General features: G+C 36.5%; 27 protein-coding genes and 1 riboswitch. Of the genes, 11 read left to right on the top strand and 16 right to left on the bottom strand.

Going from position 1 to position 23999, the window contains the following annotated elements:
• Positions 1-4: 4 nt before the first annotated feature.
• The 3 genes from B5P40_RS02775 to B5P40_RS02765 all read right to left on the bottom strand — a co-directional run bounded on the left by B5P40_RS02775 (position 5) and on the right by B5P40_RS02765 (position 2534).
• Positions 5-1021, bottom strand: coding sequence for a FecCD family ABC transporter permease (locus B5P40_RS02775; protein ID WP_002130107.1), 1017 nt, complete (start codon positions 1019-1021; stop codon positions 5-7).
• The gene (locus B5P40_RS02770) at positions 1018-2073 is read right to left on the bottom strand and encodes a FecCD family ABC transporter permease (protein ID WP_002113119.1); all 1056 of its coding nucleotides are present in this window, start codon (positions 2071-2073) and stop codon (positions 1018-1020) included. Before B5P40_RS02770 ends, B5P40_RS02775 begins: the two co-directional genes overlap by 4 nt.
• Positions 2074-2309: 236 nt before the next feature.
• Positions 2310-2534, bottom strand: a complete 225-nt coding sequence (locus B5P40_RS02765; RefSeq protein ID WP_000526075.1) for a YuzB family protein — start codon at positions 2532-2534, stop codon at positions 2310-2312.
• A gap of 289 nt (positions 2535-2823) precedes the next feature.
• On the opposite strand from B5P40_RS02765, the gene B5P40_RS02760 reads away from it, so the two are divergent.
• A complete protein-coding gene (locus tag B5P40_RS02760) occupies positions 2824-3519 on the top strand; it encodes an RsfA family transcriptional regulator (RefSeq protein WP_002016365.1) in 696 nt (231 codons plus the stop codon).
• A gap of 127 nt (positions 3520-3646) precedes the next feature.
• Complete coding sequence (lipL, locus tag B5P40_RS02755) at positions 3647-4492, top strand: octanoyl-[GcvH]:protein N-octanoyltransferase (RefSeq protein ID WP_002034931.1); 846 nt, start codon at positions 3647-3649, stop codon at positions 4490-4492.
• A 69-nt stretch (positions 4493-4561) separates the two neighbouring features.
• Here the strand turns inward: lipL and pta are convergent, their stop codons facing one another.
• Positions 4562-5533: a phosphate acetyltransferase gene (gene pta / locus B5P40_RS02750; RefSeq protein WP_002016367.1), complete on the bottom strand. Its 972-nt coding sequence runs from the start codon at positions 5531-5533 to the stop codon at positions 4562-4564.
• 277 nt (positions 5534-5810) lie between these two features.
• Here pta and hemQ point away from each other — a divergent pair, with 277 nt between their 5' ends.
• From hemQ to gerQ, 4 genes are all read left to right on the top strand, one after another.
• A complete protein-coding gene (gene hemQ, locus B5P40_RS02745; RefSeq protein ID WP_001287592.1) occupies positions 5811-6554 on the top strand; it encodes a hydrogen peroxide-dependent heme synthase in 744 nt (247 codons plus the stop codon).
• A gap of 195 nt (positions 6555-6749) precedes the next feature.
• A complete protein-coding gene (locus tag B5P40_RS02740; protein WP_113708806.1) occupies positions 6750-8027 on the top strand; it encodes a serine hydrolase in 1278 nt (425 codons plus the stop codon).
• A 174-nt stretch (positions 8028-8201) separates the two neighbouring features.
• On the top strand, positions 8202-8624 hold the full coding sequence (cwlJ, locus tag B5P40_RS02735) for a cell wall hydrolase CwlJ (RefSeq protein ID WP_002068596.1): 423 nt from the start codon (positions 8202-8204) through the stop codon (positions 8622-8624).
• Between the two features lie 27 nt (positions 8625-8651).
• Entirely contained in the window at positions 8652-9089 is a 438-nt protein-coding gene (gerQ, locus tag B5P40_RS02730) for a spore coat protein GerQ (RefSeq protein ID WP_002068595.1), read from the top strand.
• A gap of 31 nt (positions 9090-9120) precedes the next feature.
• Here the strand turns inward: gerQ and B5P40_RS02725 are convergent, their stop codons facing one another.
• From B5P40_RS02725 to B5P40_RS33985, 4 genes are all read right to left on the bottom strand, one after another.
• Positions 9121-9489, bottom strand: a complete 369-nt coding sequence (locus B5P40_RS02725) for a DUF423 domain-containing protein (protein ID WP_002089827.1) — start codon at positions 9487-9489, stop codon at positions 9121-9123.
• A 63-nt stretch (positions 9490-9552) separates the two neighbouring features.
• Positions 9553-9840 carry a YwdI family protein gene (locus B5P40_RS02720; RefSeq protein ID WP_113708805.1) on the bottom strand — a complete coding sequence of 96 codons (288 nt, stop codon included), beginning with the start codon at positions 9838-9840 and terminating at the stop codon, positions 9553-9555.
• A 6-nt stretch (positions 9841-9846) separates the two neighbouring features.
• On the bottom strand, positions 9847-10146 hold the full coding sequence (locus B5P40_RS02715) for a cation:proton antiporter regulatory subunit (RefSeq protein ID WP_002191316.1): 300 nt from the start codon (positions 10144-10146) through the stop codon (positions 9847-9849).
• On the bottom strand, positions 10109-10297 hold the full coding sequence (locus B5P40_RS33985; RefSeq protein WP_307838975.1) for an ion channel: 189 nt from the start codon (positions 10295-10297) through the stop codon (positions 10109-10111). The genes B5P40_RS02715 and B5P40_RS33985 overlap by 38 nt, the downstream gene beginning before the upstream one ends.
• A gap of 84 nt (positions 10298-10381) precedes the next feature.
• Between B5P40_RS33985 and B5P40_RS02710 the strand changes: the two genes are divergently transcribed.
• The 3 genes from B5P40_RS02710 to B5P40_RS02700 all read left to right on the top strand — a co-directional run bounded on the left by B5P40_RS02710 (position 10382) and on the right by B5P40_RS02700 (position 13192).
• Entirely contained in the window at positions 10382-11665 is a 1284-nt protein-coding gene (locus B5P40_RS02710) for a purine/pyrimidine permease (RefSeq protein WP_113708804.1), read from the top strand.
• A gap of 205 nt (positions 11666-11870) precedes the next feature.
• Positions 11871-12692, top strand: a complete 822-nt coding sequence (locus B5P40_RS02705) for a Cof-type HAD-IIB family hydrolase (protein WP_002191319.1) — start codon at positions 11871-11873, stop codon at positions 12690-12692.
• 209 nt (positions 12693-12901) lie between these two features.
• Positions 12902-13192, top strand: coding sequence for a DUF3817 domain-containing protein (locus tag B5P40_RS02700; RefSeq protein ID WP_002191320.1), 291 nt, complete (start codon positions 12902-12904; stop codon positions 13190-13192).
• Positions 13193-13235: 43 nt separating this feature from the next.
• Here the strand turns inward: B5P40_RS02700 and B5P40_RS02695 are convergent, their stop codons facing one another.
• Genes B5P40_RS02695 through B5P40_RS02675 form a run of 5 tightly spaced genes read right to left on the bottom strand, consistent with a single transcriptional unit; the run spans position 13236 to position 17701 of the window.
• Positions 13236-13913: a uracil-DNA glycosylase gene (locus B5P40_RS02695; protein ID WP_113708803.1), complete on the bottom strand. Its 678-nt coding sequence runs from the start codon at positions 13911-13913 to the stop codon at positions 13236-13238.
• Between the two features lie 19 nt (positions 13914-13932).
• A complete protein-coding gene (locus B5P40_RS02690) occupies positions 13933-14925 on the bottom strand; it encodes an ABC transporter permease (RefSeq protein WP_002089839.1) in 993 nt (330 codons plus the stop codon).
• On the bottom strand, positions 14918-15835 hold the full coding sequence (locus tag B5P40_RS02685) for an ABC transporter ATP-binding protein (protein WP_002191322.1): 918 nt from the start codon (positions 15833-15835) through the stop codon (positions 14918-14920). Before B5P40_RS02685 ends, B5P40_RS02690 begins: the two co-directional genes overlap by 8 nt.
• On the bottom strand, positions 15832-16713 hold the full coding sequence (locus tag B5P40_RS02680) for an SGNH/GDSL hydrolase family protein (RefSeq protein WP_002191323.1): 882 nt from the start codon (positions 16711-16713) through the stop codon (positions 15832-15834). Before B5P40_RS02680 ends, B5P40_RS02685 begins: the two co-directional genes overlap by 4 nt.
• Before the next feature lie 10 nt (positions 16714-16723).
• Positions 16724-17701 carry a LacI family DNA-binding transcriptional regulator gene (locus tag B5P40_RS02675; RefSeq protein ID WP_002089844.1) on the bottom strand — a complete coding sequence of 326 codons (978 nt, stop codon included), beginning with the start codon at positions 17699-17701 and terminating at the stop codon, positions 16724-16726.
• Between the two features lie 98 nt (positions 17702-17799).
• On the opposite strand from B5P40_RS02675, the gene B5P40_RS02670 reads away from it, so the two are divergent.
• Positions 17800-18426 carry a YczE/YyaS/YitT family protein gene (locus B5P40_RS02670; protein WP_002191325.1) on the top strand — a complete coding sequence of 209 codons (627 nt, stop codon included), beginning with the start codon at positions 17800-17802 and terminating at the stop codon, positions 18424-18426.
• Between the two features lie 29 nt (positions 18427-18455).
• On the opposite strand, the gene B5P40_RS02665 is transcribed toward B5P40_RS02670, so the two are convergent.
• The 3 genes from B5P40_RS02665 to B5P40_RS02655 all read right to left on the bottom strand — a co-directional run bounded on the left by B5P40_RS02665 (position 18456) and on the right by B5P40_RS02655 (position 22077).
• Positions 18456-19751, bottom strand: a complete 1296-nt coding sequence (locus B5P40_RS02665; protein WP_113708802.1) for a homoserine dehydrogenase — start codon at positions 19749-19751, stop codon at positions 18456-18458.
• 138 nt (positions 19752-19889) lie between these two features.
• Positions 19890-20795, bottom strand: a complete 906-nt coding sequence (metA, locus tag B5P40_RS02660) for a homoserine O-acetyltransferase MetA (RefSeq protein WP_002184490.1) — start codon at positions 20793-20795, stop codon at positions 19890-19892.
• Positions 20779-22077, bottom strand: coding sequence for a bifunctional O-acetylhomoserine aminocarboxypropyltransferase/cysteine synthase (locus B5P40_RS02655; protein WP_113708801.1), 1299 nt, complete (start codon positions 22075-22077; stop codon positions 20779-20781). Before B5P40_RS02655 ends, metA begins: the two co-directional genes overlap by 17 nt.
• 234 nt (positions 22078-22311) lie before the next feature.
• Positions 22312-22416: riboswitch (SAM riboswitch) on the bottom strand.
• A gap of 316 nt (positions 22417-22732) precedes the next feature.
• Between B5P40_RS02655 and B5P40_RS02650 the strand changes: the two genes are divergently transcribed.
• Positions 22733-23962 carry a chloride channel protein gene (locus B5P40_RS02650; RefSeq protein ID WP_002184488.1) on the top strand — a complete coding sequence of 410 codons (1230 nt, stop codon included), beginning with the start codon at positions 22733-22735 and terminating at the stop codon, positions 23960-23962.
• Positions 23963-23999: the final 37 nt, after the last annotated feature.

Genomic DNA, 23999 nt, shown 5'->3' with positions numbered 1-23999 from the left:
CCCTTTATTTTGTCCTCATAAGTAAATATATGAAATATGGTGCGCCAATTACAGAAATAACAAGACCGACCGGTATTTCTGAAGTTGGTAACACACTTCTTGAAATTACATCTGCAAATAAAAGCAAGAACGTTCCTATTAATGCAGCCGTTGGTAACATAATTTGATGTTTACCACCAACGAGGCGTCTCGCTAAATGCGGAGCCATTAAACCGATAAAACCAATGCCTCCCGCCACCGCAACAGATGCACCAGCTAAACAAACTGCAATAAATAATAATTTACGTCTTTCCTTTTCTACGTTTACACCAAGGCCAACTGCTGTAGAGTCGCCTAAATTCATTACATTTAATATGTGCGCTTTACTAATGGCAAGTGGTAAGAAAATAATCATCCATGGGAGTACACTTAGTACGAACTTCCAATCTGTTCCCCATAAACTTCCTGCCAACCAAATCGTTGCAAAACGGAAGTCGTTAGATGTCATCTTCATAGAGAAAATTAAACTAACCGCACCAAATCCGGCTGCAACAGCGATACCAACAAGAATTAATCGAGTTGATGAAACACCGTCTTTCCATGCTAGTAAATAAATAATAACCGCTGCTAATATCGCACCAACTAGCGCGAAGAATGGAAGGATAAATACAGATAAAAATGTACCAGTTCCAACTTTTCCAAAGAAAAAGTAGACGAATACAACAACTGTTAATCCCGCTCCGGCGTTAATACCTATAATACCTGGATCAGCAAGTGGGTTTCGTGATAGCCCTTGCAAAATTGCACCTGACATAGCTAATGCAGAACCAACTAATATAGCAATAACCATACGCGGCATACGAAATTCAAATAAAATAACAGATTGATCTTCTGCACCCAATCCAACTAGTGACTTTAATACATCTATTGGAGGAATTTTAAATGTTCCTGTATTTAAACTTATTAAAAATACAGCAACAATTAATCCTACTAAAATCGTTAAAATAGAAACGTTCTTTTTTGTTAAGACGCTCGTCCTCACATCTTTCCTCTCCCTTCATTACGTGCTAAGTAGAGGAAGAATGGCACCCCAATTAGCGCTGTAATTGCTCCAATTGGCGTTTCAAATGGTGGATTAATAACGCGAGATAACATATCTGCACATTCAATTAGCAATCCACCTAAGACCGCAGAACATGGAATAACCCATCTATAATCTGAGCCTACAAGGAAACGAGTCATATGCGGAATTACAAGTCCAACAAATCCAACTGATCCTGCCATAGAAACCGCAGAACCTGTTAATACAAGAACAAGTACTGTTCCGATAAATTTAATTAATGTCGTATTTTGACCAAGTCCAATCGCAATTTCTTCACCAAAGCTTAAAATTGTGATATATCTCGACATCATAATTGCTATAACGAGACAAACAAGACCAATCGGTACTAACATATTAATACTTTGCCATTTCACTCCGGCAACACCGCCTGCATTCCACATACTTACCTCTTGGGCAAGGTTGAAATACAATGCAATTCCAGATGAAATTGCCCCTAATAAAGCACTAATTGCTGCACCTGCTAAAGCTAATTTTACAGGCGTTAATCCACCTGGTGAAGAAGACCCAATACCATATACAATGCTCGCTCCAAACGCAGCTCCAATAAAAGATGCGATAACAAACATTAAATAAGGTGAATTAGGGAAGAATGCATACATAATTGCAATTCCGAATACAGCACCATCTGTAATCCCCATTAACGATGGAGATGCAAGTGGATTTCGTGTCATACCTTGCATAATTGCACCTGATACCGCTAAAAAAGCACCTGCAACTACGCCCCCTATTGCTCTAGGCATGCGAAGTTCTTGAATTACGTTATGGTGCGTTATGGAACCATCAAACTGAAATACAGCTTGCCAAACGGTCTTTAAACTAATATCTGCTGCACCAAACGAAATAGAAACTGCCATACTTAAAGCTAACAAAATTGTGCCTGCTATTAAAATAATAGAAGCAACGAGTGGTCTGCTCTTAATCTCTTTAACATTCACATCTTGCTGTTCTATACTCCTTGCGCTCGCTTCCATCCCTCAACCACCCTAACCAACAACATATATTTAATAAAATGAAATTTATTCTCAAATAATAATAAAAAAATTAGGTGAATTGACTTTTTCATGATAATGATTCTCAGAATCAGACACTTTCTATTCTACCTACCACGTCAAAAGACTGTCAACCATTATTTTGAAATACGAATTCATACAAAACGCTATCTTATGGACATAAAAAAAGAAGAGTAATCTGTTCACTCTTCTTTTTCTTACTTATTTAATTTTGCTTCAATTTTTACAATTAATTCGTCTTCTGTTGGAGCCGCAACTGGACGATTATTTACAAACGCGAATGATTTTTTACGACCAGGGCCACAGTAAGACTGACATGCAACCTCAATCGTTGCACATGAATCTACTTTTTTTAACTTCGGAATCAACGTTTTAACGTTCGTTGCCTGACAATCATCACACACACGAAATTCGTTTCCCATTATATATAACACTTCCTCTATTTTAAACTTTTCACAAGTACATTTAAAAATAAACACTAAATGGTATTTTACCGCTCTTTGAAGCTTGTTGCAAGTCTCCGGGCGTAGCTCTATTCCTATATAAAGCTACCTATTTTTTATATTTTCTCCTTCAAAAGCTTTCATCATTCATAGCCACTTTTCTTCTCTTCATTGAAATCTACCATATTTTTAAAAGCTTTGTATAAAAGCTCATTTTTTTGTCCATTATAAAAATAGGAAGTTCATAAAAAGAAAGGGAGTTGAATCTATGAAAGTAAGACAAGATGCTTGGACAGACGAGGACGATTTATTGCTTGCTGAAACGGTGCTTCGCCATGTTCGAGAAGGAAGTACTCAATTAAATGCTTTTGAAGAAGTAGGAGATCAGTTAAATCGCACATCTGCTGCTTGTGGTTTCCGCTGGAATGCTGTTGTTCGCTATAGCTATGAACAAGCTCTTCAACTAGCAAAAAAACATCGTAAAGATAAAATGCGTGCTGCGGGCGGTGAACAGACAAAAAAACGTTTGCTTTACACACCACCAGCTTCAGCGGCGGCGATAACTGATTATGAAGAACACGTACCGTATGAAACAGCTGTTCAATATACAGAAGCTACTCCATATCAAAAGCCGACTGTCCCTGCTCCAAAAAGCTCAATAACAATGCAAGATGTTATTTACTTTTTACAAACAGTTGGATCTTCAAATATAAAAGTAACAGCTCTTGAAAACGAGAATACGAGATTGAAACAAGAAATTAAAACGCAAATCCTGCGAAATGAAGAACTAGAAAAGAAACTAGAAAAATTAGAACAACAATCTCATACTGTACAAGAGGATTACGAAACACTTATGAATATTATGAACCGTGCTCGTAAATTAGCAGTAATGGATGATGAGGAACGCTCACAAACATCTTTCCGCATGGATCGAAACGGTAACTTAGAAAAAATTGCAGAATAAAAAGGATGCATGCAATGCATCCTTTTTATTCTTTCACCTCTAAACTTCCCTTTATATATGAGAAAACCCCTTTCTACATTTTTTGCTATAATAGAGATTGTCATTTTAAAAATAAGGGGTTAGTTATATGAGCAATTCCCGTTCGATTTTATCTCAGCCAGAGTGGCGTATTGTAGATCAGTCTAGTTTAGGACCAACTTTCCATGCACTTCAGTCATTCGCAATGGATGACACGTTATGCACAAGTATTGGAAATGGTCTATCCGCTGCAACAATGCGCTCTTGGGTTCATCACAATACAATTGTTCTTGGCATTCAAGATTCACGCCTACCACATTTAGAAGAAGGGATTTCCTTTTTAAAAGAAAACGACTTCAATGTTATCGTTCGTAATTCTGGTGGACTTGCTGTCGTACTTGATGAAGGTGTTTTAAACGTATCACTTTTATTCCAAGAAACAGAAAAGGGTATCGATATCGATCTTGGATACGATACGATGTGGCATTTAATTAAGGAAATGTTAAAAGATTACGATGTTACTATCGAAGCAAAAGAAATTGTTGGTTCTTATTGTCCTGGTAGCTACGATTTGAGCATTCGCAATCAAAAATTTGCTGGTATTTCTCAGCGTCGTATTCGCGGAGGCGTTGCTGTACAAATTTACTTATGTGCGACAGGAAGCGGATCTGAGCGTGCCGCACTCGTTCGTGATTTTTACAACGTAGCAATTCAAGGCGAAGAAACAAGATTTACGTATCCTGAAATTGTACCGAGTACGATGGCTTCACTATCTGAATTACTTGGCGAAACAATTACAGTGCAAGATTTAATGATGCGCCTTTTAAAAACGTTGCAACAATTCACTCCAAAGTTAACATCATCTCAGCTAACAGTAGATGAAGTTCCTTTATATGAGACGAATTTACAACGTATTATTGACCGTAATAATAAGGCACTTGGTTTAGAAAAATAGAAACCAAAAAGACCACCCTCATTTCAAAAGAAATAGGATGGTCTTTTTTCATATTAATTCGTTATAGAATTAAAGTGCTTGAGCTGCTGTAATTAAAGCTAACTTGTACACTTCTTCTTCGTTACATCCACGAGACAGATCATTTACAGGCATATTTAAACCTTGTAAGATTGGTCCTACTGCTTCGAAGTTACCTAAGCGTTGAGCGATTTTGTAGCCGATATTACCAGCTTCTAAGCTTGGGAATACAAATACGTTAGCATCACCTTTAATTGTAGAACCTGGAGCTTTCTTCTCAGCTACAGATGGTACGAATGCAGCATCGAATTGGAATTCTCCATCTAAAGTTAATTCAGGAGCCATTTCTTTTGCAATGCGAGTTGCTTCTACAACTTTTTCTGTTTCTGGAGATTTCGCAGAACCTTTTGTAGAGAAGCTTAACATAGCAACGCGTGGGTCAATACCGAATAGTTCAGCAGTTTTCGCACTTTCGATACCAATTTCAGCTAAATCTTGGCTGTTTGGTGCAATGTTAATTGCGCAATCAGCGAATACATACTTCTCTTCTTCACGTACCATGATGAATACGCCTGAAGTTTTTGTAACGCCTGGTTTTGTTTTAATAATTTGAAGTGCTGGACGAACTGTATCAGCTGTAGAGTGAGCTGCACCACTTACTAAACCTTGTGCTTTGCCCATGTATACAAGCATTGTACCGAAGTAGTTTTCGTCTTTAAGAATTTTACGAGCATCTTCTTCTGTTGCTTTACCTTTACGGCGTTCAACGAAAGATGCTACCATTGCATCCATCTCTTCGTATGTAGCTGGATCGTAAATATCAACGCCTGCTAATGTTAAGTTCATGCTAGCAGCTTTTGCGCTAATTTCTTCTTTATTACCAACTAAAATTGGTTTTACTAACTCTTCTTTTGCTAAACGCTCTGCAGCGCCTAAAATTCTTTCATCAGTTCCTTCAGGAAGTACGATAGAAATGCCTTTTCCTTGAACTTTTTCTTTTACTGCTGTAAATAAATTGCTCACGAATAAACCCTCCTACAAATGTTAAAAACTCTACCTTTAAGAATACTTCTTTTCAGCTATATTTTAAACTTATAGCTCCCAAAAAATAGATAAAATGAAAATGATTATATTTTCATAAAATTCAGCCGAGAAATAATGCCTACTTAAGCCTTATTTTCTCCCGTTTTCCAGTAAATATAAATGTGACAGTTTTATGCGCCGAAACTTTATGTAGATGTTTTTAATCCTATATATGCTATAGTTAACGTGTAAAATATCATTAACTGAGGTGAATAGAATGAGTGAAGCAACAACAACGTTAGATGGCTGGTATTGTTTACATGATTTACGTTCTATTGATTGGGCAGCATGGAAAACATTATCTAGTGACGAACGCGGACAAGCAGTGTCTGAATTTTTAAATGTCGTTGAAAAATGGAACGAAGTAGCTACTGCAAAAAAAGGCAGTCATGCAATGTATACAGTTGTTGGTCAAAAAGCAGATATTATGCTTATGATCTTACGTCCAACAATGGAAGAGTTAAATGAAATCGAAACAGAATTAAATAAAACAACATTAGCTGAATATTTAGTTCCTGCATATTCTTACGTATCTGTTGTTGAACTAAGCAACTACCTTCCAGCTGATGAAGATCCATACCAAAACCCACAAATCTTAGCTCGCTTATATCCTGAGTTACCAAAAGCAAATCATATTTGCTTCTATCCAATGGACAAGCGTCGCCAAGGTGATGACAACTGGTACATGCTTCCTATGGAAGAACGTAAAAAAATGATGTACAGTCACAGTAAAATCGGTCGCCAATACGCAGGGAAAGTACGCCAAGTAATTTCAGGATCAGTCGGATTCGACGATTTCGAGTGGGGCGTAACATTATTCGCTGACGATGTTCTTCAATTTAAGAAGCTTATATATGAAATGCGCTTCGATGAAGTAAGTGCCCGTTACGGTGAATTCGGTACATTCTTCGTTGGGAACATTTTACCAGACGAAAAAGTAGAGAAATTTTTACACATATAATAATGAAAAAGGAACGAATTTCGTTCCTTTTTTTATTATCCTCTATATTTACCCACAAAAAACTTCTTTTCTCTGCAAATTTGAACAAAAATCGACAAATTCTTTTCAATTTCCTTACAAAATTGTAACCTTTCTATATCCAAATTTATGCTAAAATGGTACGAGCTATATGCTAATAACGATGCGAAGGTGATAATGTATATGAAGAAAATCTTGTCTATTTTACTAGCGTCTCTATTGTCAATTTCTTCCTTAGTAGTAACAACATCCCATGCAGAAGAAAAAATACATATAGAGGCAGCTGCTGCACTGCTATTTGATGCGGATACAGGAAAAATACTGCATGAACAAAATCCAGATGAATTACTAGCTATCGCTAGTATGTCAAAATTAATTGTTATTTATGCCGTATTAGAAGCAATTAAAGAAGGAAACATCACTTGGGATACGAAAGTAACTATTTCTGATTACGCTTATGAAGTTTCACGTAATAATGAATTCTCTAACGTGCCGTTCGAAAAAGGACGTCAATATACTGTAAGAGAATTATACCATTCTATCGTTATCTTCTCTGCAAATGGATCTAGTATTGCTTTAGCAGAATTACTTGCAGGAAGTGAAAAGAACTTCTTAAATCTCGCAAATGAACATGCGAAAAAATTAGGGTTAAAGAAATATAAATTTGTAAACGCTACTGGGTTAAATAACGCTGATTTAAAAGGAAAACATCCTGAAGGAACTGATCCGAATGGAGAAAACTCCATGTCAGCTCGCGATATGGGTATTCTTTCAAAAACAATTATTACAAAGTATCCAGAAATGCTAGAGGATACAAAACAAAGATTTAGAAACTTCCCAGATAATCATCCAAAACCAATTCGTATGGAAAATTGGAACTGGATGTTACCAGGTGCTGCTTTCTCTTATGAAGGAGCAGATGGTTTAAAAACAGGAAGCTCTGATACCGCTGGGTATGGTTTTACCATTACAGCAAAACGCGGTGATTTACGTCTTATATCTGTTATTATTAAAACGAAATCAATGGACGAACGTTTCACAGAATCTCGCGCATTAATTGAATATGGATTTAATAACTTCGAAAAACAGAAATTAAAAATAGATAAAAACAACAAAATTTCTGTAGTAAAAGGAAAAGAAGACTACGTAACAGTTGCACCAGAAAAAGAAGTGACAGTAGTTACTGCAAAAGGTAGCAAATCACCTTACAAAATTTCTACTGAAGCAGATAAATCACTTGCTGAAGATGAGCATTTAGTTGCTCCTATTAAGAAAGATGCAAAGGTAGGTTCAATCGTCTTAGAACCATCTGATAAATATGGTTTCTTAGACGGAAATAAAAGTATAAAAGTTACTGCAAAAACGACTGAAGAAGTAGAAAAAGCAAATTGGTTCGTATTAACAATGCGTTCAATTGGCGATTTCTTCTCAAATTTATGGTCTAAAGTATTTTAATGATGAAAAGCTAGCCCACGCTAGCTTTTTTTCTTTTCCTCTCAAAATGTAAAACTTCGTTTGGTTGTCATATCTGCGTCCTTTTTCTCATACGTATGAACTAGTAATTGTTCCACACTTCATCTAGAAAAAACCTCTTTCCGAAGGGTATTCCAAAAAGAGAGGTGACACATAATGGGTGTTATCGCGCATACAGAAGAAGATGTAAAGTTATTAGCTAGACTCATGCGTGCCGAAGCTGAAGGAGAAGGACAACAAGGCATGTTAATGGTTGGAAATGTCGGCGTAAATCGTGTCCGCGGAGATTGCTTAGACTTTAAAAAAGTCCGAAATTTACGTCAGATGGTTTATCAAAATCCTGGTGGTTTTGAAGCAACTCAAAAAGGGTATTTTTATCAACGAGCGAGAGAACAAGATATCGCCTTAGCCCGCCGGACAATTCAGGGACAACGTTTTTGGCCCGCCAACTTTTCCTTATGGTTCTTTAGGCCTGAAGGTCCTTGCCCGCCAACTTGGTATAACCAACAAAATTCAGGACGTTTTAAAAAGCACTGCTTCTTCCAACCATCTGGTGAAGATTGTCCTGGCGTATATTAAGGAATGAAAATGAGGAGGGATTTTTGAATGGCACAGCAACAAAACCCATACTATGGAACAGGTTTTTATCAACCATCCGGAACTTATGTGCAACCACAACAAATGACCCCACAGCAACAGCAGCAACAGCAACAACAGCAAGCGATGCAACAACAAGCTGCTCAGGCTCAACTTGCAGTTTCTCAAGGTATGTTACCACTAGAGCAATCGTATATTGAAAACATCCTTCGTTTAAATAAGGGTAAGCCAGCTACAGTTGTAATGACTTATGAACGCGGTAGTTCGCTTGGTACACAATCTTATACAGGGATCATCGAGGCAGCTGGCCGTGATCATATCGTAATTAGTGAGCCGAAATCTGGAAAACGCTTTTTACTACTAATGATTTATTTAGATTATGTAGAATTCCCAGGAGAAATTACGTATTTACCTGGTCAACAAGCAACTTATGCTCCAAGACCATAAAAAAAAGCTGGCGAATGCCAGCTTTTGTTTTTTATAACCCTTTTACAACTGCAGTTCCGACTAAAATCCACGCCACAATAAACGCTACACCACCAAGGGGTGTAATTGGGCCAAAGAATTTAATACCTGTTGTACTTAATGCATAAAGACTGCCTGAGAACATAATAATCCCAGCTACCATAAGCCAACCTGCAGTGTTTAAAAGTGATGATTGCATTTTGTCCATTAATAGAGCAACTACGAATAAGCCACCTGCATGAAACATTTGATATGTAACGCCCGTCTTCCACACTTCTAACATTTTTGCAGAAATTTTATTTTCTAAACCATGTGCTCCAAAAGCCCCTAATGCAACAGATAGCCCCGCTGCAATACAACCTAGTAAAAAGAAAATTTTCATCTTAATTCCCCTTTTTATTTTTATCATAAGCAATTTTCACATATAATCCAAACGATTTAATCCCTAAAAATCAAATAAAGAATTACCATTTGCACCTTCTTCTTTTATATACACAGGTTCTCCAGAAACTGGAATAACCGGTTGAACTGTTGTTATAGGCTGAGATCCGATTATTTGTGATTGAACTTGTGGTTCTCTATACGTAGAAGGCTCAACTTGTTCATCTAATAATAAATCACATAATGCACGCACAACTAATAAATGCTCTTTTGATTTTTGTCCTTCACTACTTTTTGCCTTTGCAATTTCACTCGCCATTTTATTTAAAACCTTATCGCTAGATACTTGCATTCCTTGTCACCTCTTACTTTGTAGTTCTTTCTCAAATTGCCTCAGTTTCTCCACTGAACCAAATACTATTATCATATCATGTTCTTGCAGTTTTTCCTGCCCCGTTGGATTATGGATAATATCCCCATCTCTTAAAATCACTAAAATTGTTACATCAAATTGATTTCTCACATTACTCTCTAATAAATATTTACTGGCTAAGTTAGAATCTTTACCAACTTGAATTTCTTCAATTACAAATGATTGCTCTATTCCATACAATACTGTATCAATATAATGCACTGTTAACGGATTCGCAATATCCAACCGTTAATACAGTAATCATCGTCATCCAAAATACTTGAAACAAGCTAATCTCTTCAATTGTCATAAATCCTAGCGTTCCTAGAATTACAACAAAAGTCATACATATAACCGCTATCCATAATTGCTTCCGTGCATTCATATTATGTTTCAATTCTTTTCTCTATCTACAATCTTTGCCAGAGGAAATGAAATACGTATATACTAGAAAACGGAATCTATGAAAGAGGTTGATATAATGAAGCTATTTCTTTCTGCCTTACAATGGGCACTATTTATTTTAGCTGGAAGTCTTATTGTACCAATTAGTGTCGCAACTAGTTACGGCCTTAATGGCGCTGAAGCTATCGCGTTTGTACAGAGAACATTATTTGTTCTCGGTTTTGCCGGTCTCTTGCAAGCTATATTTGGTCATAAACTTCCTATCCAAGAAGGTCCTGCCGGCCTTTGGTGGGGAATTTTCTCCTTGTATGCAAGTTTAGGCGTCGTATTATTTGGATCAAACAATGAAACACTTAAGGTCCTTCAGTACGCTTTCCTATTAAGTGGCATCATTTGTATTATTCTTAGTGTTTTTGGACTTATTGATAAACTAGTTCGTTACTTTACACCGACAGTAATTGGAACGTATTTATTCCTTTTGGTCGCACAACTTAGTGGCTCCTTCTTAAAAGGCATGTTTGGCCTTGATGGACAACATACAGAAGTACAGCCAAAGGTATTTATTCTTTCACTCATTGTTATTTTACTATCTTTTTTCATTATGAAGCTACCTATTATTGGACAATATTCCGTTCTTTTCAGTATCGTCTGCGGCTGGATATTATTTGCGTGCTTCGGATTATCTAATCCAGTAACACCTGTGACAGATATAATTCGTCTTCCATCTCTGTTTGTTTTCGGAATGCCTCGCATTGAATGGAACATGGCAATTACGGTAGTTTTCGTCACACTACTACTTCTAACAAATATGTTAGCAAGTATTCGCGTTGTACAAAAGGTTGTTTCTAAGTATGAAGAAAATGCTGCTCCAGATCGCTTCAAACAAGCTGGCATTATAACAGGAATAAATCAATTGCTAGGCGGTCTATTTTCAGCCATTGGCCCTGTTGCCATTTCTGGATCCGCAGGATTTATTGCAACGACAAATATTTATAAGCGCCTTCCATTTATGTTAGGGTCAAGCTTTATCATTCTTGTTAGTATATTCCCAAAGATTACTTCATTCTTTGCAGCCATCCCCGTTGCAGTTGGGTATGCTGCAATTTATCCTGTATTTGCAAGCATGATTGGTCTCGCTTTCCGCGAATATGACACTGTACAAAATAAAGAACAATTATTTAAAGTAGCAGGCCTTTCAATCTTTACAGGAGTCGGCGTTATGTTCGTTCCAGCAGGAGCGTTTTCTACGCTATCACCATTTTTAGCTTCATTTTTAAGTAACGGTCTTGTTCTTGGATCTGTAATGGCTATCTTGCTGGAAATATTATTTTCTCGTTCGCACGAAAAACAACCATCGTAAATTGGAAAACTTCCATTATTGCACTCTATCTTTAGAGTTGTTACGATAATGATAAATTATCATGGGCAACACGCTCATGATAATTTATACTAACAATGCAGAACTTCTCCTAGTTTCATGCAAAGAAGTTCGATGTCTTACTATATATTCCCCACTATCTTCATAAAAATTTATTTCTATTTCAACAAAGAAAGGAATTTTCTATATGACTTATAAAATGATTGTTTTAGATTTAGATGATACTTTATTACGCGACGACCATACAATTTCACCTCGTACGAAAGAGGCTTTAATGACAGCACAAGAGCAAGGAGTTAAAGTTGTACTTGCTTCTGGGCGCCCAACGTTTGGTATGCGCAATGTTGCAAAAGAAATTCGTTTAGAGGAATACGGTAGCTTCATTCTATCTTTTAACGGCGCAAAAATTATTAACTGTAAAACAAATGAAGAAATCTTCAGTAGCACGCTATCTCCTGAAATCGTTCACAACCTATTTGAAATTAGTAAAACTGAAGATGTATGGATCCATACTTATATTGGCGATGATATCGTAACAGAAGAAAATAATCCTTATACTAAAATTGAGGGCGAAATTACTGGCATGCCGATTATTGAAGTAGATGATTTTAAAACTGCTGTTAAAGAACCTGTAGTAAAAGTATTAATGAATAAAGAAGCTGAACGCCTTGTTGAAGTAGAAAAGAAACTACAAAAACAACTAGAAGGTCAATTAAGCGTTATGCGCTCTAAACCATTCTTCTTAGAATTTACTGAATATGGTGTTACAAAAGGAACAAGCCTAAACCAGCTAATCCAAAAACTTGGTATTAAGCGTGAAGAGGTTATCGCAATGGGTGATAGCTATAACGACCAAGCAATGATTGAATTCGCTGGTCTTGGTGTTGCGATGGGCAATGCACCAGATGATATTAAAGAAATTGCAAACTATGTAACAGATACAAATATGAACGATGGCGTTGCAAAAGTTGTAGAGAAATTCGTTTTAAAAACGGAAGTACTTGTTTAATATTTTCATTCATAAAACCTATTTGAAGTCAAATACTTCAAATAGGTTTTTATTTAAATTGCAATGCTTTTGTGACTATATTTTGAACTTTGCACTATTCTCGTAGTGTAAACTTTCTTTTTGTATATAATTAAACAAAATAGACTATTTCATTTTGAAAAAGAATACAAATTTACTATATACAAGCATACATTAAAGGAGGCTACTTCATGTTATCTACACCAATCGGAAGATTAAGAGCAATCGGCTTAATTGAGGGGATTTCTTTCCTATTACTATTATTTGTAGCAATGCCATTAAAATATTTTGCAGGGTTTGCAACAGCTGTTAAAATTACAGGCATGGCTCATGGCGTTTTATTTATTCTATTCATCTTTGCAGTAATTCAAGTAACAATCGTACACCGTAAATCAATTTTATGGGCACTTGGGGCATTCGTTTCATCAGTTATCCCATTTGGTACTTTTGTACTAGATGCAAAACTAAAAAATGAACAATAATAGTAAAAAGGTAGTTAACAATTGTTAGCTACCTTTTTTGCGTTTATATATTCGGAATTTGCCAATCGATTTCTTTTTCATCCATGTTAGATAAAATCTCATTTACTTTAGAGTACGGCTTACTTCCAAAGAAACCTCGTCTTGCTGATAATGGACTTGGATGTACGGACTCGATAATATAATGATTCGTATTCGTAATTAACTTTTTCTTCGCCTGAGCATGGCGTCCCCATAATATGAAAATAACTGGCTTTTCACGTTCATTTAATAGCTCAATTACGCGATCTGTGAAATGCTCCCATCCTTTTCCTTTATGAGAATTTGCTTCACCTTGACGAACCGTTAATACAGTATTTAATAGTAAAATCCCTTGCTCCGCCCATTTTACTAAATAACCATTATTCGGAATTTCATAACCGTATTCATCTCGAAGTTCTTTATACATATTTAGCAATGATGGCGGCGTTTTAATATCAGGTTGTACCGAAAAGCTTAAACCATGCGCTTGATTCGGTCCATGATATGGGTCTTGTCCTAAAATAACGACCTTTGTATTTTCATAACTTGTATACTGAAGAGCGTTAAAAATATCTTCTACCTTTGGATAAATCACATGCTCCTCATACTCTTCTTTTAAAAAGTTAGATAAATTTTGATAGTATTCTTTCTCAAATTCTGACCCCAGTAATGGTCCCCAATCATTCTGCAAAATGTTTTCCATGCCTTCACTTCCTATCCAATTAATTCACCATATCCTGCCTTGTAAATACTACAAATGAAATGATAAGAGATACTACTGCCCAAACCGTTAAATTTATTAAAGAAAATCCCATTGATAACCCTTGTAATGCAGGAAGTTTTCCTGATAAATAATCCGTTAGCGATAAGTTGACACTAAAAATATATTTCGCACCTTCCCAAGACGTTGCGAATGAACTTAAAATGCCGCCTGCAATTAACGCAGCTAACATAACGCCCATACCAGCTGGTGTATTACGAATTAAAACAGAGACCATAAATGATATAGTTCCAACAACGATAGCAACAAACCAAGCTAGTCCGTACGCCATTAAAATGTATTGCCACTGCGGAATAAGGTGTACAAAGTTTGTATTTAACGTTTCCTTATCAATGACGAATCCTGTTAACACAGGTAAATTCCATCCAGAGTATCCAAATACAAGCCCTGATAATGCGTAAGCAAACAAACCGACAAGAAGCAATATGAGCGAAATGAAAAATAACATCGTCACATATTTACTAAGGAGTATTTTCCAGCGCCGAATTGGCCTCGTCAGAAGCATTTTCATCGTACCATCGCTTCGTTCTCCTGAAACAATATCAATGGCGACAATCATAACGAGCAATGGAATAAATAACGTTATTCCTTGTTCAATAAACGCCCTCACAAATGTCGGTGCTCCTGGCGCAGTCGGATTAATATTATGATCTAAATAATATTGTTGTTGTTCCACTCTTACTTTTAACCAATCCCGCCATTCTTCTGGCAATCTAGAATTGTTCAAGCGATTTTGTGAATCAACAATTTGTTGCTGTAATGATACTTTCCAATCGGTCGTACCAAGCCTTTTTTGCGTCGTTTCTATTTCACGATACTGAGCATACACAAAAAGTGGAATCAAGATTGCTAAAATAAGCATGACAACAACAATTCGTTTCTTACGATAAATCTTTTCTGATTCATTTAAAACTAGATTCGCAAATTCACGCATGTTGCTCACCCCTTGTGAGTTCAATAAATAAATCTTCTAGCGTAAATACAAGCTCTTTGACGCTATGTACATCTATCCCGTTTTCTACAAAATGCTTATTCCAAACATTAATAGACGCAACATCCATACGACATAATAAACGCTCATCTTCTACACTAACTTCCTCTATCTCTTCAGCAGCGTCTAACATGCCTTTCGCTTTGGAAATCGGTGTAACGACCCATTCCACACGATCACTCGCTGTTTTGATCAACTCTTCAATAGGTGCAACTGTTATCATTTTTCCTTTATGAATAATAGCAACACGGTCGCATATCAGTTGCACTTCACTTAGCAAGTGACTCGAAATAAATACACTCATATTTTCTTCTTTTACAAGCTTATGTATAAATTCCCTAAGTTCTCTAATCCCAGCTGGATCTAAACCATTCGTCGGTTCATCTAATATGAGCAATTTCGGGTTTCCAAGTAGCGCCTGTGCAATTCCAAGGCGCTGCTTCATACCAAGGGAATATGTTTTTACCTTATCGTGAATACGCTCATCTAAATGAACCATTTTTGCAATTTCAATAATACGTTCATCTGATATATCACCAAGCATGCGCGCAAATTGCTTTAAGTTTTCCCATCCCGTTAAATATGTATAAAGCTCTGGGTTTTCAACTATACTTCCAATTTGACGCATCGCTTCTCTGAAATTTTCCTTAATAGAATAACCACCGATAGAAATAGTACCTTCTGTCGCTTTAATCAGTCCGACTAACATTCGAATTGTTGTCGTTTTCCCGGCTCCGTTCGGTCCTAAAAAGCCAAACACTTCTCCTTGTTTTACATCAAATGAAATGTCCTCTACAAGCGTCTTCTTTCCAATTACCTTCTTCAAGTCTCGTACAGAAAGTATCGTCGTCATTTTATCCCTCCTTGCTCTAGTTTTAATTTACTTACGACGTTTTGGACTAATCGTTCTGCCATATATGTGTAGCCTACTTCATTCGGATGAAAATGATCGGAGTATAATAAATCTTTTCCACGATTTTGGAATAAATCAAATGTCGGTGTAATATATACATTTTTATCATTTAATGCTAACTTCTCTAAAGAAGCATTCCAATCAACAACAATATTTGATGAACCTCTTAAATCTTCTACATCCTCAAAAGGATTGTATAAACCTAGCCAAAAAATAGGACTATCTGTGTTTAATTTACGAATTTCTTCTATAATTTTCTTCGCTTCATTTTGAAACGTTTCCGTATCAGGACGATACGTCTCTAAATCTATCTTTCCGAGCGATTCCCATCCTGGGAATAAATCATTTCCTCCAATTGTTAAAACAATTACATCTGCTTGCTTAATTGAATATTGAGCTCCGCTGCTTTCGATTTGTTTTAATAAATCAGGCATTTTCGCACCACTAACTGCCAAATTGCTTAGTGCAACTTTTTGTTTATAATCTTTTTGTAAATTTTCTTTCATTCGTCCAATATAGCCAATTCCTTCTTTATCACCAACGCCGCGCGTTAACGAATCACCTAAACTAACTACTTGTAACGTTCCTGTTTTCTTTTTCTCTTTTTCCACTACGTCAGTCTTCGTAATTAATTTTGAAGCTTTCGGATTTAATACATCATTTACACCCGAAACAAAACCGTATGCAAATAAACAGAAAGACGCAATTGTAATGAGTAGAATTACTTTTACTAATTTTGATCTCATATCAAAACCCCTTTTAGCCCCTATAGATTGTCCATAATTATACCAAACGAATTTTCGAAAAGCGATTTTCACACCTTCTCTATTATGTCGTTTCCCTATCTACCAAATCTGGTAATAACTCTACATGTTTCACATCTATTTCCTCATCATTAATCTTTTCATATAATAATTCAAATGCCTTTACACCAACATTTTTACTAGAATGCGAAATCGTCGTAATACCTAATATATTTGCCACCTCTTGATCATCACATCCGATAATCGTAATATCCTCTGGGATACGAATTCCTTGTTTTTTCGCCTCCGTTACCATTCCTGCAGCAATATGATTGCAAGATACAAGAAAAGCCGTCGGTTTTACAGACATACGAGCCCATTCCCTGACTACATTGCGCCCATCTTCCACCGTAAAACAGCCCTTAAACTTCCAGGCATCTAACGGTGTTACAACAATCTGTTGAAGTGAATCCTCATACGCCTTTTTTCGCCTCTGGCTATTAATACTATTACTTCTTCCAATGCAATATCCGATACGTGTATGACCAGCATCTATTAAGCTTTTCATCCCGCGCAAAAATACTTTGTAGTAATCAATATGTACACTCGAAATGAAATTCGAATCTATTTCTTCACACATCACAATTGGACCAAACTTCGTATACTCTTCAAGTTTTTCCTTACTATTTGTCCGTGAACATATAATTACTCCATCAAGCTTTTTCATTTTTAACATATGTAAAATTTCAAGCTCTTTTTCTTCGCTATAATTTGTCTGGCAAAGCATCATATTATAATTGTTCTTTGCGGTTTCCTTTGATATCCCCCCAATAATGGCACTGTAATATTGATCATTTACGTGCGGCAATAACACGCCAATTACATTCGTTTTTCCTTTCACTAAATGAATCGCATTCACATTTTGCGTATAATTTAATTCTTCAATAATCGCTAAAATCTCTTTTCGTTTCTGTTCATTCACATACGGATGATTATTGAGTACACGTGAAACAGTTGAAACAGATACCCCAGCAAGTTCAGCAATCTTTCTTATATTAGTCATCTCATTCTCCCCTTCCCCTCAAAAATTCTCGCTTGACCTGGTAAGCTTTCCACAGTATATCCTTTCTTAGCAAATACATTTTGAAAGGATATACAACTATGCTTCGATTCAAACTAGAATATATATTTTTCATTGGCGGTTTACTCATTCTCGCCATCGGTATTAATATGATGACGACAATTACTTCCTTTGGACTTAGCCCTTATGATTCCTTCTTTATTGCACTATATCAAAATTTTGGGATAAGTATTGGTTTTTGGATTTTCATGATTAACTTTATTTTTACCCTGATCGTACTCTTTTGGGACAAAAAACAAATTACAATCGGCACAATTGTCACAATGATTCTTATTTCTCTTTTTGTTGATTGGGTTGGTTCTATTACGACTATTATGGATACTATCCGCTCTCTTCCAAAATATATAACACTTATTTGCGGAAATCTATTCATCGGAGCTGGAATTGGTCTTTACGTCTCTACAAACCTTTGCGCAGCACCTCAAGAGGCTTTCGTTTTAACTGTTGCTGAGAAAAAGAAATGGACATTTAGAAGAACAGAAATTTCATTAGCTTTTTTATTTTTAACATTAAGCTTCTTATTAGATGGGCCAATCTATTTTGGAACAATTATCTTATCCTTTACAACAGGTTGGATTATTCAAGCTTTTATTCAAGTTGGTACGAAGATTTTAAATAGAAAAAACCCTATTAAGCAAGCCGCTTAATAGGGTTTTTCGTTTTATTAGAAAAGATACTACTTAGCATCTCCCTCAATTCGATAATTTGCTTTCACACAATCTATTTCTTCATACGATTGCAATGTATGTAGAATGTACTCATAATCCGCAAGAGAAGCACGATGTGTTACGATTACGATTTCTGCTTTCCCTTTCTCTTCAAGCGGCATTTGAATAATCTTTTCAAAACTAACACCGCGTTCAGAGAACAATGATGTAATTTTTGCAAACACACCAATTTCGTCTTTCACATGGAGTCTTAAAAACTTTTTCACAACAATTTCATCTGGCTCTTTTAGTACCTTTTGATATTGCGGGACTACCGCACTATTTCCGTTTACACCAAGCCTAATATTTTGCATTACAGCAACTAGATCAGAAACAACAGCTGTCGCTGTCGGTAAGCTTCCTGCTCCCGGACCATAAAACATCGTTTCTCCTACCGCTTCACCATACACATACACAGCATTATATTCATTTTGCACCGCCGCAAGAGGGTGTGCATTTGGAAGTAGCGTTGGCTCAACTGTAACCTCTAATTTCTCGCCATCTCGCTTTGCAAGACCAATTAATTTAATCGTATAGCCTAAGCTCTTACTATATTCAATATCTTCTGCTGTAATAGAAGTAATCCCTTTTACCTTCACATCTCCAAGCTCTACATTTGTAGAGAAACCGAGAGTAGCCAAAATCGTCATTTTTCTTGCTGCATCCAAACCTTCTACGTCTGATGTTGGATCTGCTTCTGCAAATCCAAGCTGCTGAGCTTCTTTTAACACGTCGTTATATGCTCTCCCTTCGTCTGACATTTTCGTCAAAATAAAATTTGTCGTTCCATTTACAATTCCCATTACTTTCGTAATAAGATCTGAAGAAAGTCCTTCTACGATGCTTCGTAAAATTGGAATCCCTCCAGCTACACTTGCTTCGTAAAATAAATCAGCCTGATTATCTTTTGCTACCGCTAAGAGTTCCGCTCCGTGTAACGCCATTAAATCTTTATTTGCAGTCACAACGTGCTTCCCGCTTTTTAAAGCTTGTAAAATATATGCTTTTGCATCATCAATGCCGCCCATTACTTCAATGACAACATCAATATTAGGATTATCTAAAATTTCATTCACATCTTGTATTAATAGAGTAGAAGGCACGTCTACTTCTCTCTCTTTCTCAATGTTTTGCACCAATACTTTCGTTACTTTCACTGGACAACCTACTTGGTGTATAAGTCGTTCTTGATGATCTGTAATAATACGAACTACACCACTACCAACTGTCCCAAGACCTAATAACCCCACTTGAATTTCTTTCATAATACTGTCCACCCCTCAAAAATTGTGTTTAGATGCCATTATATAGACAAAAAATCTGAAAAACAATGTATTTTGAATATTGAGAAAAATAAAGGTTAATCTTTACAAATAAAACGCTACCACGTGTTATACAATCATTTACAATATATAAGGGGTTTCTTGATACACGTAATAATTCAGCCAATTAGAGAATAATAAATTCCCATGACTCCTCCACCTAACAATTGGCTCCTCATTTGGATTATTATGTTTAAAATAATTTTTTGGCACATCAATATTTAACCCTTTTTGGCAGTCCCGTTCGTATTCTTGCTTTAACGTATCACAACTGTATTCACTATGTCCGAGTGCGAAAACTTGCCTTCCCTCTTGCCCAATAGCAAGATGAACGCCTGCTTCTTCAGAATTGGCTAATAACGTTAATTCTTTCACTTCTTCAATATCGCTCTCTCGTACTTCTGTATGACGAGAATGCGGAGCAAAAAACACTTCATCAAACCCTTGTAACAATTTCACATGTTGCTCGCGAACCTCATGTTCAAATACACCAAACATTTTTTCCGCAAGAGGATACTTCGGCACACCATAGTGGTAATACAAACCAGCTTGTGCCCCCCAGCAAATATGAAGCGTAGATGTTACATTCGTTTTTGAATACTCCATAATACGTCCAAGCTCTTCCCAATAATCTACTTCTTCAAAAGAAAGAGTTTCAACTGGTGCTCCTGTAATAATGAGTCCATCAAATTTTTCATTCTCAATATCACGGAATGTTTTATAGAAGCTCGTTAAATGATCCTGCGCTACATTGCGAGACAGATGCGATTCCATATGAAGTAAATGAACATCTAATTGCAACGGTGTATTTCCAATTAAACGAAGTAATTGCGCCTCTGTTTCTTGTTTTGTAGGCATTAAATTTAATATAGCAATTTTCAAAGCACGTATATCTTGTGTTACTGCTCGCTCCTTCGTCATTACAAAAATATTTTCCTTCTGCAATACTTTGCGAGCTGGTAAATCTTTATCAATTATGATCGGCATGTTGTTTGCCTCCGACTAGCGCCGCTTCTAAATCTGCAACAATATCAGAAACATCTTCTATACCGACCGATAAACGGATTAAATCAGATGTAACGCCAGCTAAACGCTGATTTTCTGCGCTTAATTGTCTGTGCGTCGTACTAGCAGGATGTATTACACAAGTTCTTGCATCAGCTACATGCGTTACAAGAGTTGCAAGCTTTACATTTGCGATAAATTCTTTCGCTGCTTCTAATCCGCCCTTAATACCAAATGTTAAAACTCCACTAGCACCTTTTTTCAAATACTTTTGTGCTAACGAATAATTTTCATTACTATCTAATCCAGGATAATTCACCCATTCAATGCGATCATGATTAGCAAGCCACTTAGCAACTTCGAGAGCATTTTCACTATGACGCTCCATTCGTAAATGCAATGTTTCAAGGCCAATGTTGCTAATATATGCATTGAATGGGCTCATACAGTTTCCGTAGTCTCTTAATAACTGAACGCGTGCTTTCACAATATACGCTGCTGCTCCAAAATTTTGAACATAGCTTACGCCATGATAACTCGGGTCAGGTTCGACAAGCTCAGGGTATTTTCCATTTGTCCAATCGAAGTTCCCTCCATCTATTACAATCCCACCTAGAGAACTTGCATGGCCATCAATATATTTCGTTGTAGAATGGACAATGATATTTGCCCCATGTTCAAACGCCTGGCATAAATAAGGCGTCGCCAATGTATTATCAACGATAAAAGGTACTTCTAATTCTTTTGCTGCCGCTGAAAGTTCTTTGAAATTCAAAACGTTCATTGCTGGATTTCCTAACGACTCTGCATAAACGAGTTTTGTCTTATCATTAGCAAGTGCCGCAATTTCATCTGCCGTTAAATTAGGATTAAAGAACGTAACATCTATGCCCAGCTTTCGCAAACTCACTCCAAATAAATTAAACGTTCCTCCGTAAACAGTTGAAGAACAAAGTAAATGGTCTCCACTACTGCAAATATTTAAAACCGCAAGCATAATGGCTGCCTGCCCAGAAGCTGTTGCAACAGCCCCTACACCGCCTTCTAAATCTGATAACTTCTGCTCAAATGCAGCTAGAGTAGGATTTCCAATACGCGTATATATATATCCTTCTGCCTCTAAATTAAATAGTGCTGCTAAATCATCTGACGTATCGTATTTATACGTTGTACTTTGATAAAGTGGCAAAACACGCGGCTCACCATTTTTTGGCGAATAGCCACCTTGCACACAAATCGTTCCTTTCCCCCATGATTCTCCCATCTCTCATTCTCCTTTCTTTTATCCCGCTATTTGCGGGCAGTAAGACTCCCACCTCCAAATTCGGCAAATGCGAGGAAGTTAGGTGGGAGATAACTGCCCGATTGATGAAGGCTAATAATTAGCGGGGGAGGGACAAAACCCCCACTGATTAAAGTTTCACTTTATCCAAAATAAAAAACTGCCCCTTCCCTGAAAACAAGAAAGGAGCAGTTTGAAAACACGCTCTAAGGCTCTTTCTTATCTCTCAGGATTATCACCTGCAGGATTTGGCACAATTCCGTTATACGGCTGTTGCCAAGGTTTCATCGGGCCTGTCCCTCCACCTTTTCTTGATAAGACTATGCAATTACCGTTGATTTTATAGCAATAATTTCCTGATGTCAAATAGTTTTTCTGAATGTTCTAAATTAAATGCAAGGAATTTAATACAAACAATAAAAGAAATATATTCCATATTCATTTGAAAAAGACCTTTTAAAAACTCCAATCCATATATAGAATTAAATAAGTGGTTTAACCGCGTTGGTTTCAAATTTTCATGAGATCCCGATATATTGAATAAGCCACCCCCTCAAAAAGATACTATATATATATTCAATTCACACTAGCATATTTAATCCTTTCTACATGAAAATTTACATAACGGAGGTACAACATGACAAATAAAAAGGACATGCACCATATACTAGTCCTATATGGCATTCTTTTAGGCTCTATAGTCGGAGTCACGGTCTGGTCATTTTTAGTCACAATAAATATCGGAATTCACTTTATTTGGGGATACTTACCTACTCTTTTCTCTTCTCCCCCTTATTACACCATTTGTGTAACAATCATCGGTGGTATCCTCGTTGGTTTAACACAAAAATACTTCGGTACATATCCACGTCTTATGCCCGAAGTGATGGCTGAATATAAAAAAACAGGTAGAATTGAATACCGTTTTGTACATAAAGCTACTTTAACTGCGATTATCGTTTTAATATTTGGAGCAAGTTTAGGACCAGAAGCTGCACTTGTTGGAATTATCGGTGGACTTTGTACATGGGTAGGAGATCGCTTTAAATTTGCTTTAAAGGGAATGAATGAACTAACAGAGGTTGGAATTGGTGCCACTTTAAGTGTTATTTTTAATGCACCATTATTCGGTTATTTAGCTCCGAATGAAAATGAGGGTGAACAAATTAATGAATTTTCGAAAGGAAAAAAAGCAATTGTATATTTAGCTACCACTTTTGCCGGTTTTTCCGTTTACTTATTGCTTAGTAAACTCGATAATCGTGGATCCTTTATTGTTGATTTTGGGGAAGGGTCTCTTGCTCTTAATGAATGGATCGCCTTTCTACCACTTGCTAGCATTGGTGCTATAGTTGGTTTCTTTTATTTCAAATTAGAATTCACATTAGAGAAATTAATCCACCCCTTCAAAGAATACAAGGTATCACTTGGAATTATAGGCGGTATTTTATTAGGAATTACAGGAACTTTTCTTCCTTACACGTTATTCTCAGGGGAACATCAATTAAAAGATTTAGTCGTTGAATGGAGCCATTTATCCTTCTGGGTACTACTTCTTTCAGGAATTTTAAAATTATGTATTACTGCCGTTTGTTTAAATACGGGTTGGCGCGGCGGACATATTTTCCCAATTATATTTGCTGGATCAAGTATCGGATATGCTATAGCTTCTATTATCCCTATAGATCCAATAGCTTCTGTAGCCATCGTCACGACAGCTATTTCAAGCTATGCATTAAGAAAACCAATAGCTATAACATTACTATTACTCATGTTTTTCCCGCTCAATTTATTATTACCGATGCTCGGGGCAGCCGCGATTGGGAATGCATTTCCGCTTCCTAAACATAACGAAACTACAAATTAATATAAAAAAACAGCATTAACATGTAAATGTTAATGCT

Origin of the sequence: Bacillus sp. SRB_8 (assembly GCF_003264205.1) — a bacterium.
Lineage (GTDB): Bacteria > Bacillota > Bacilli > Bacillales > Bacillaceae_G > Bacillus_A > Bacillus_A mycoides.
This window is presented reverse-complemented; position numbering and strand designations above follow the sequence as displayed.

Coding starts and splice junctions, on each gene's coding strand:
- B5P40_RS02770 (WP_002113119.1), bottom strand. CDS start 2,073: ATGGAAGCGAGCGCAAGGAGTATAGAACAGCAAGATGTGAATGTTAAA.
- B5P40_RS02765 (WP_000526075.1), bottom strand. CDS start 2,534: ATGGGAAACGAATTTCGTGTGTGTGATGATTGTCAGGCAACGAACGTT.
- B5P40_RS02760 (WP_002016365.1), top strand. CDS start 2,824: ATGAAAGTAAGACAAGATGCTTGGACAGACGAGGACGATTTATTGCTT.
- lipL (WP_002034931.1), top strand. CDS start 3,647: ATGAGCAATTCCCGTTCGATTTTATCTCAGCCAGAGTGGCGTATTGTA.
- hemQ (WP_001287592.1), top strand. CDS start 5,811: ATGAGTGAAGCAACAACAACGTTAGATGGCTGGTATTGTTTACATGAT.
- B5P40_RS02740 (WP_113708806.1), top strand. CDS start 6,750: ATGTATATGAAGAAAATCTTGTCTATTTTACTAGCGTCTCTATTGTCA.
- cwlJ (WP_002068596.1), top strand. CDS start 8,202: ATGGGTGTTATCGCGCATACAGAAGAAGATGTAAAGTTATTAGCTAGA.
- gerQ (WP_002068595.1), top strand. CDS start 8,652: ATGGCACAGCAACAAAACCCATACTATGGAACAGGTTTTTATCAACCA.
- B5P40_RS02725 (WP_002089827.1), bottom strand. CDS start 9,489: ATGAAAATTTTCTTTTTACTAGGTTGTATTGCAGCGGGGCTATCTGTT.
- B5P40_RS02720 (WP_113708805.1), bottom strand. CDS start 9,840: ATGCAAGTATCTAGCGATAAGGTTTTAAATAAAATGGCGAGTGAAATT.
- B5P40_RS02710 (WP_113708804.1), top strand. CDS start 10,382: ATGAAGCTATTTCTTTCTGCCTTACAATGGGCACTATTTATTTTAGCT.
- B5P40_RS02705 (WP_002191319.1), top strand. CDS start 11,871: ATGACTTATAAAATGATTGTTTTAGATTTAGATGATACTTTATTACGC.
- B5P40_RS02700 (WP_002191320.1), top strand. CDS start 12,902: ATGTTATCTACACCAATCGGAAGATTAAGAGCAATCGGCTTAATTGAG.
- B5P40_RS02695 (WP_113708803.1), bottom strand. CDS start 13,913: ATGGAAAACATTTTGCAGAATGATTGGGGACCATTACTGGGGTCAGAA.
- B5P40_RS02690 (WP_002089839.1), bottom strand. CDS start 14,925: ATGCGTGAATTTGCGAATCTAGTTTTAAATGAATCAGAAAAGATTTAT.
- B5P40_RS02685 (WP_002191322.1), bottom strand. CDS start 15,835: ATGACGACGATACTTTCTGTACGAGACTTGAAGAAGGTAATTGGAAAG.
- B5P40_RS02675 (WP_002089844.1), bottom strand. CDS start 17,701: ATGACTAATATAAGAAAGATTGCTGAACTTGCTGGGGTATCTGTTTCA.
- B5P40_RS02670 (WP_002191325.1), top strand. CDS start 17,800: ATGCTTCGATTCAAACTAGAATATATATTTTTCATTGGCGGTTTACTC.
- B5P40_RS02665 (WP_113708802.1), bottom strand. CDS start 19,751: ATGAAAGAAATTCAAGTGGGGTTATTAGGTCTTGGGACAGTTGGTAGT.
- metA (WP_002184490.1), bottom strand. CDS start 20,795: ATGCCGATCATAATTGATAAAGATTTACCAGCTCGCAAAGTATTGCAG.
- B5P40_RS02655 (WP_113708801.1), bottom strand. CDS start 22,077: ATGGGAGAATCATGGGGGAAAGGAACGATTTGTGTGCAAGGTGGCTAT.
- B5P40_RS02650 (WP_002184488.1), top strand. CDS start 22,733: ATGACAAATAAAAAGGACATGCACCATATACTAGTCCTATATGGCATT.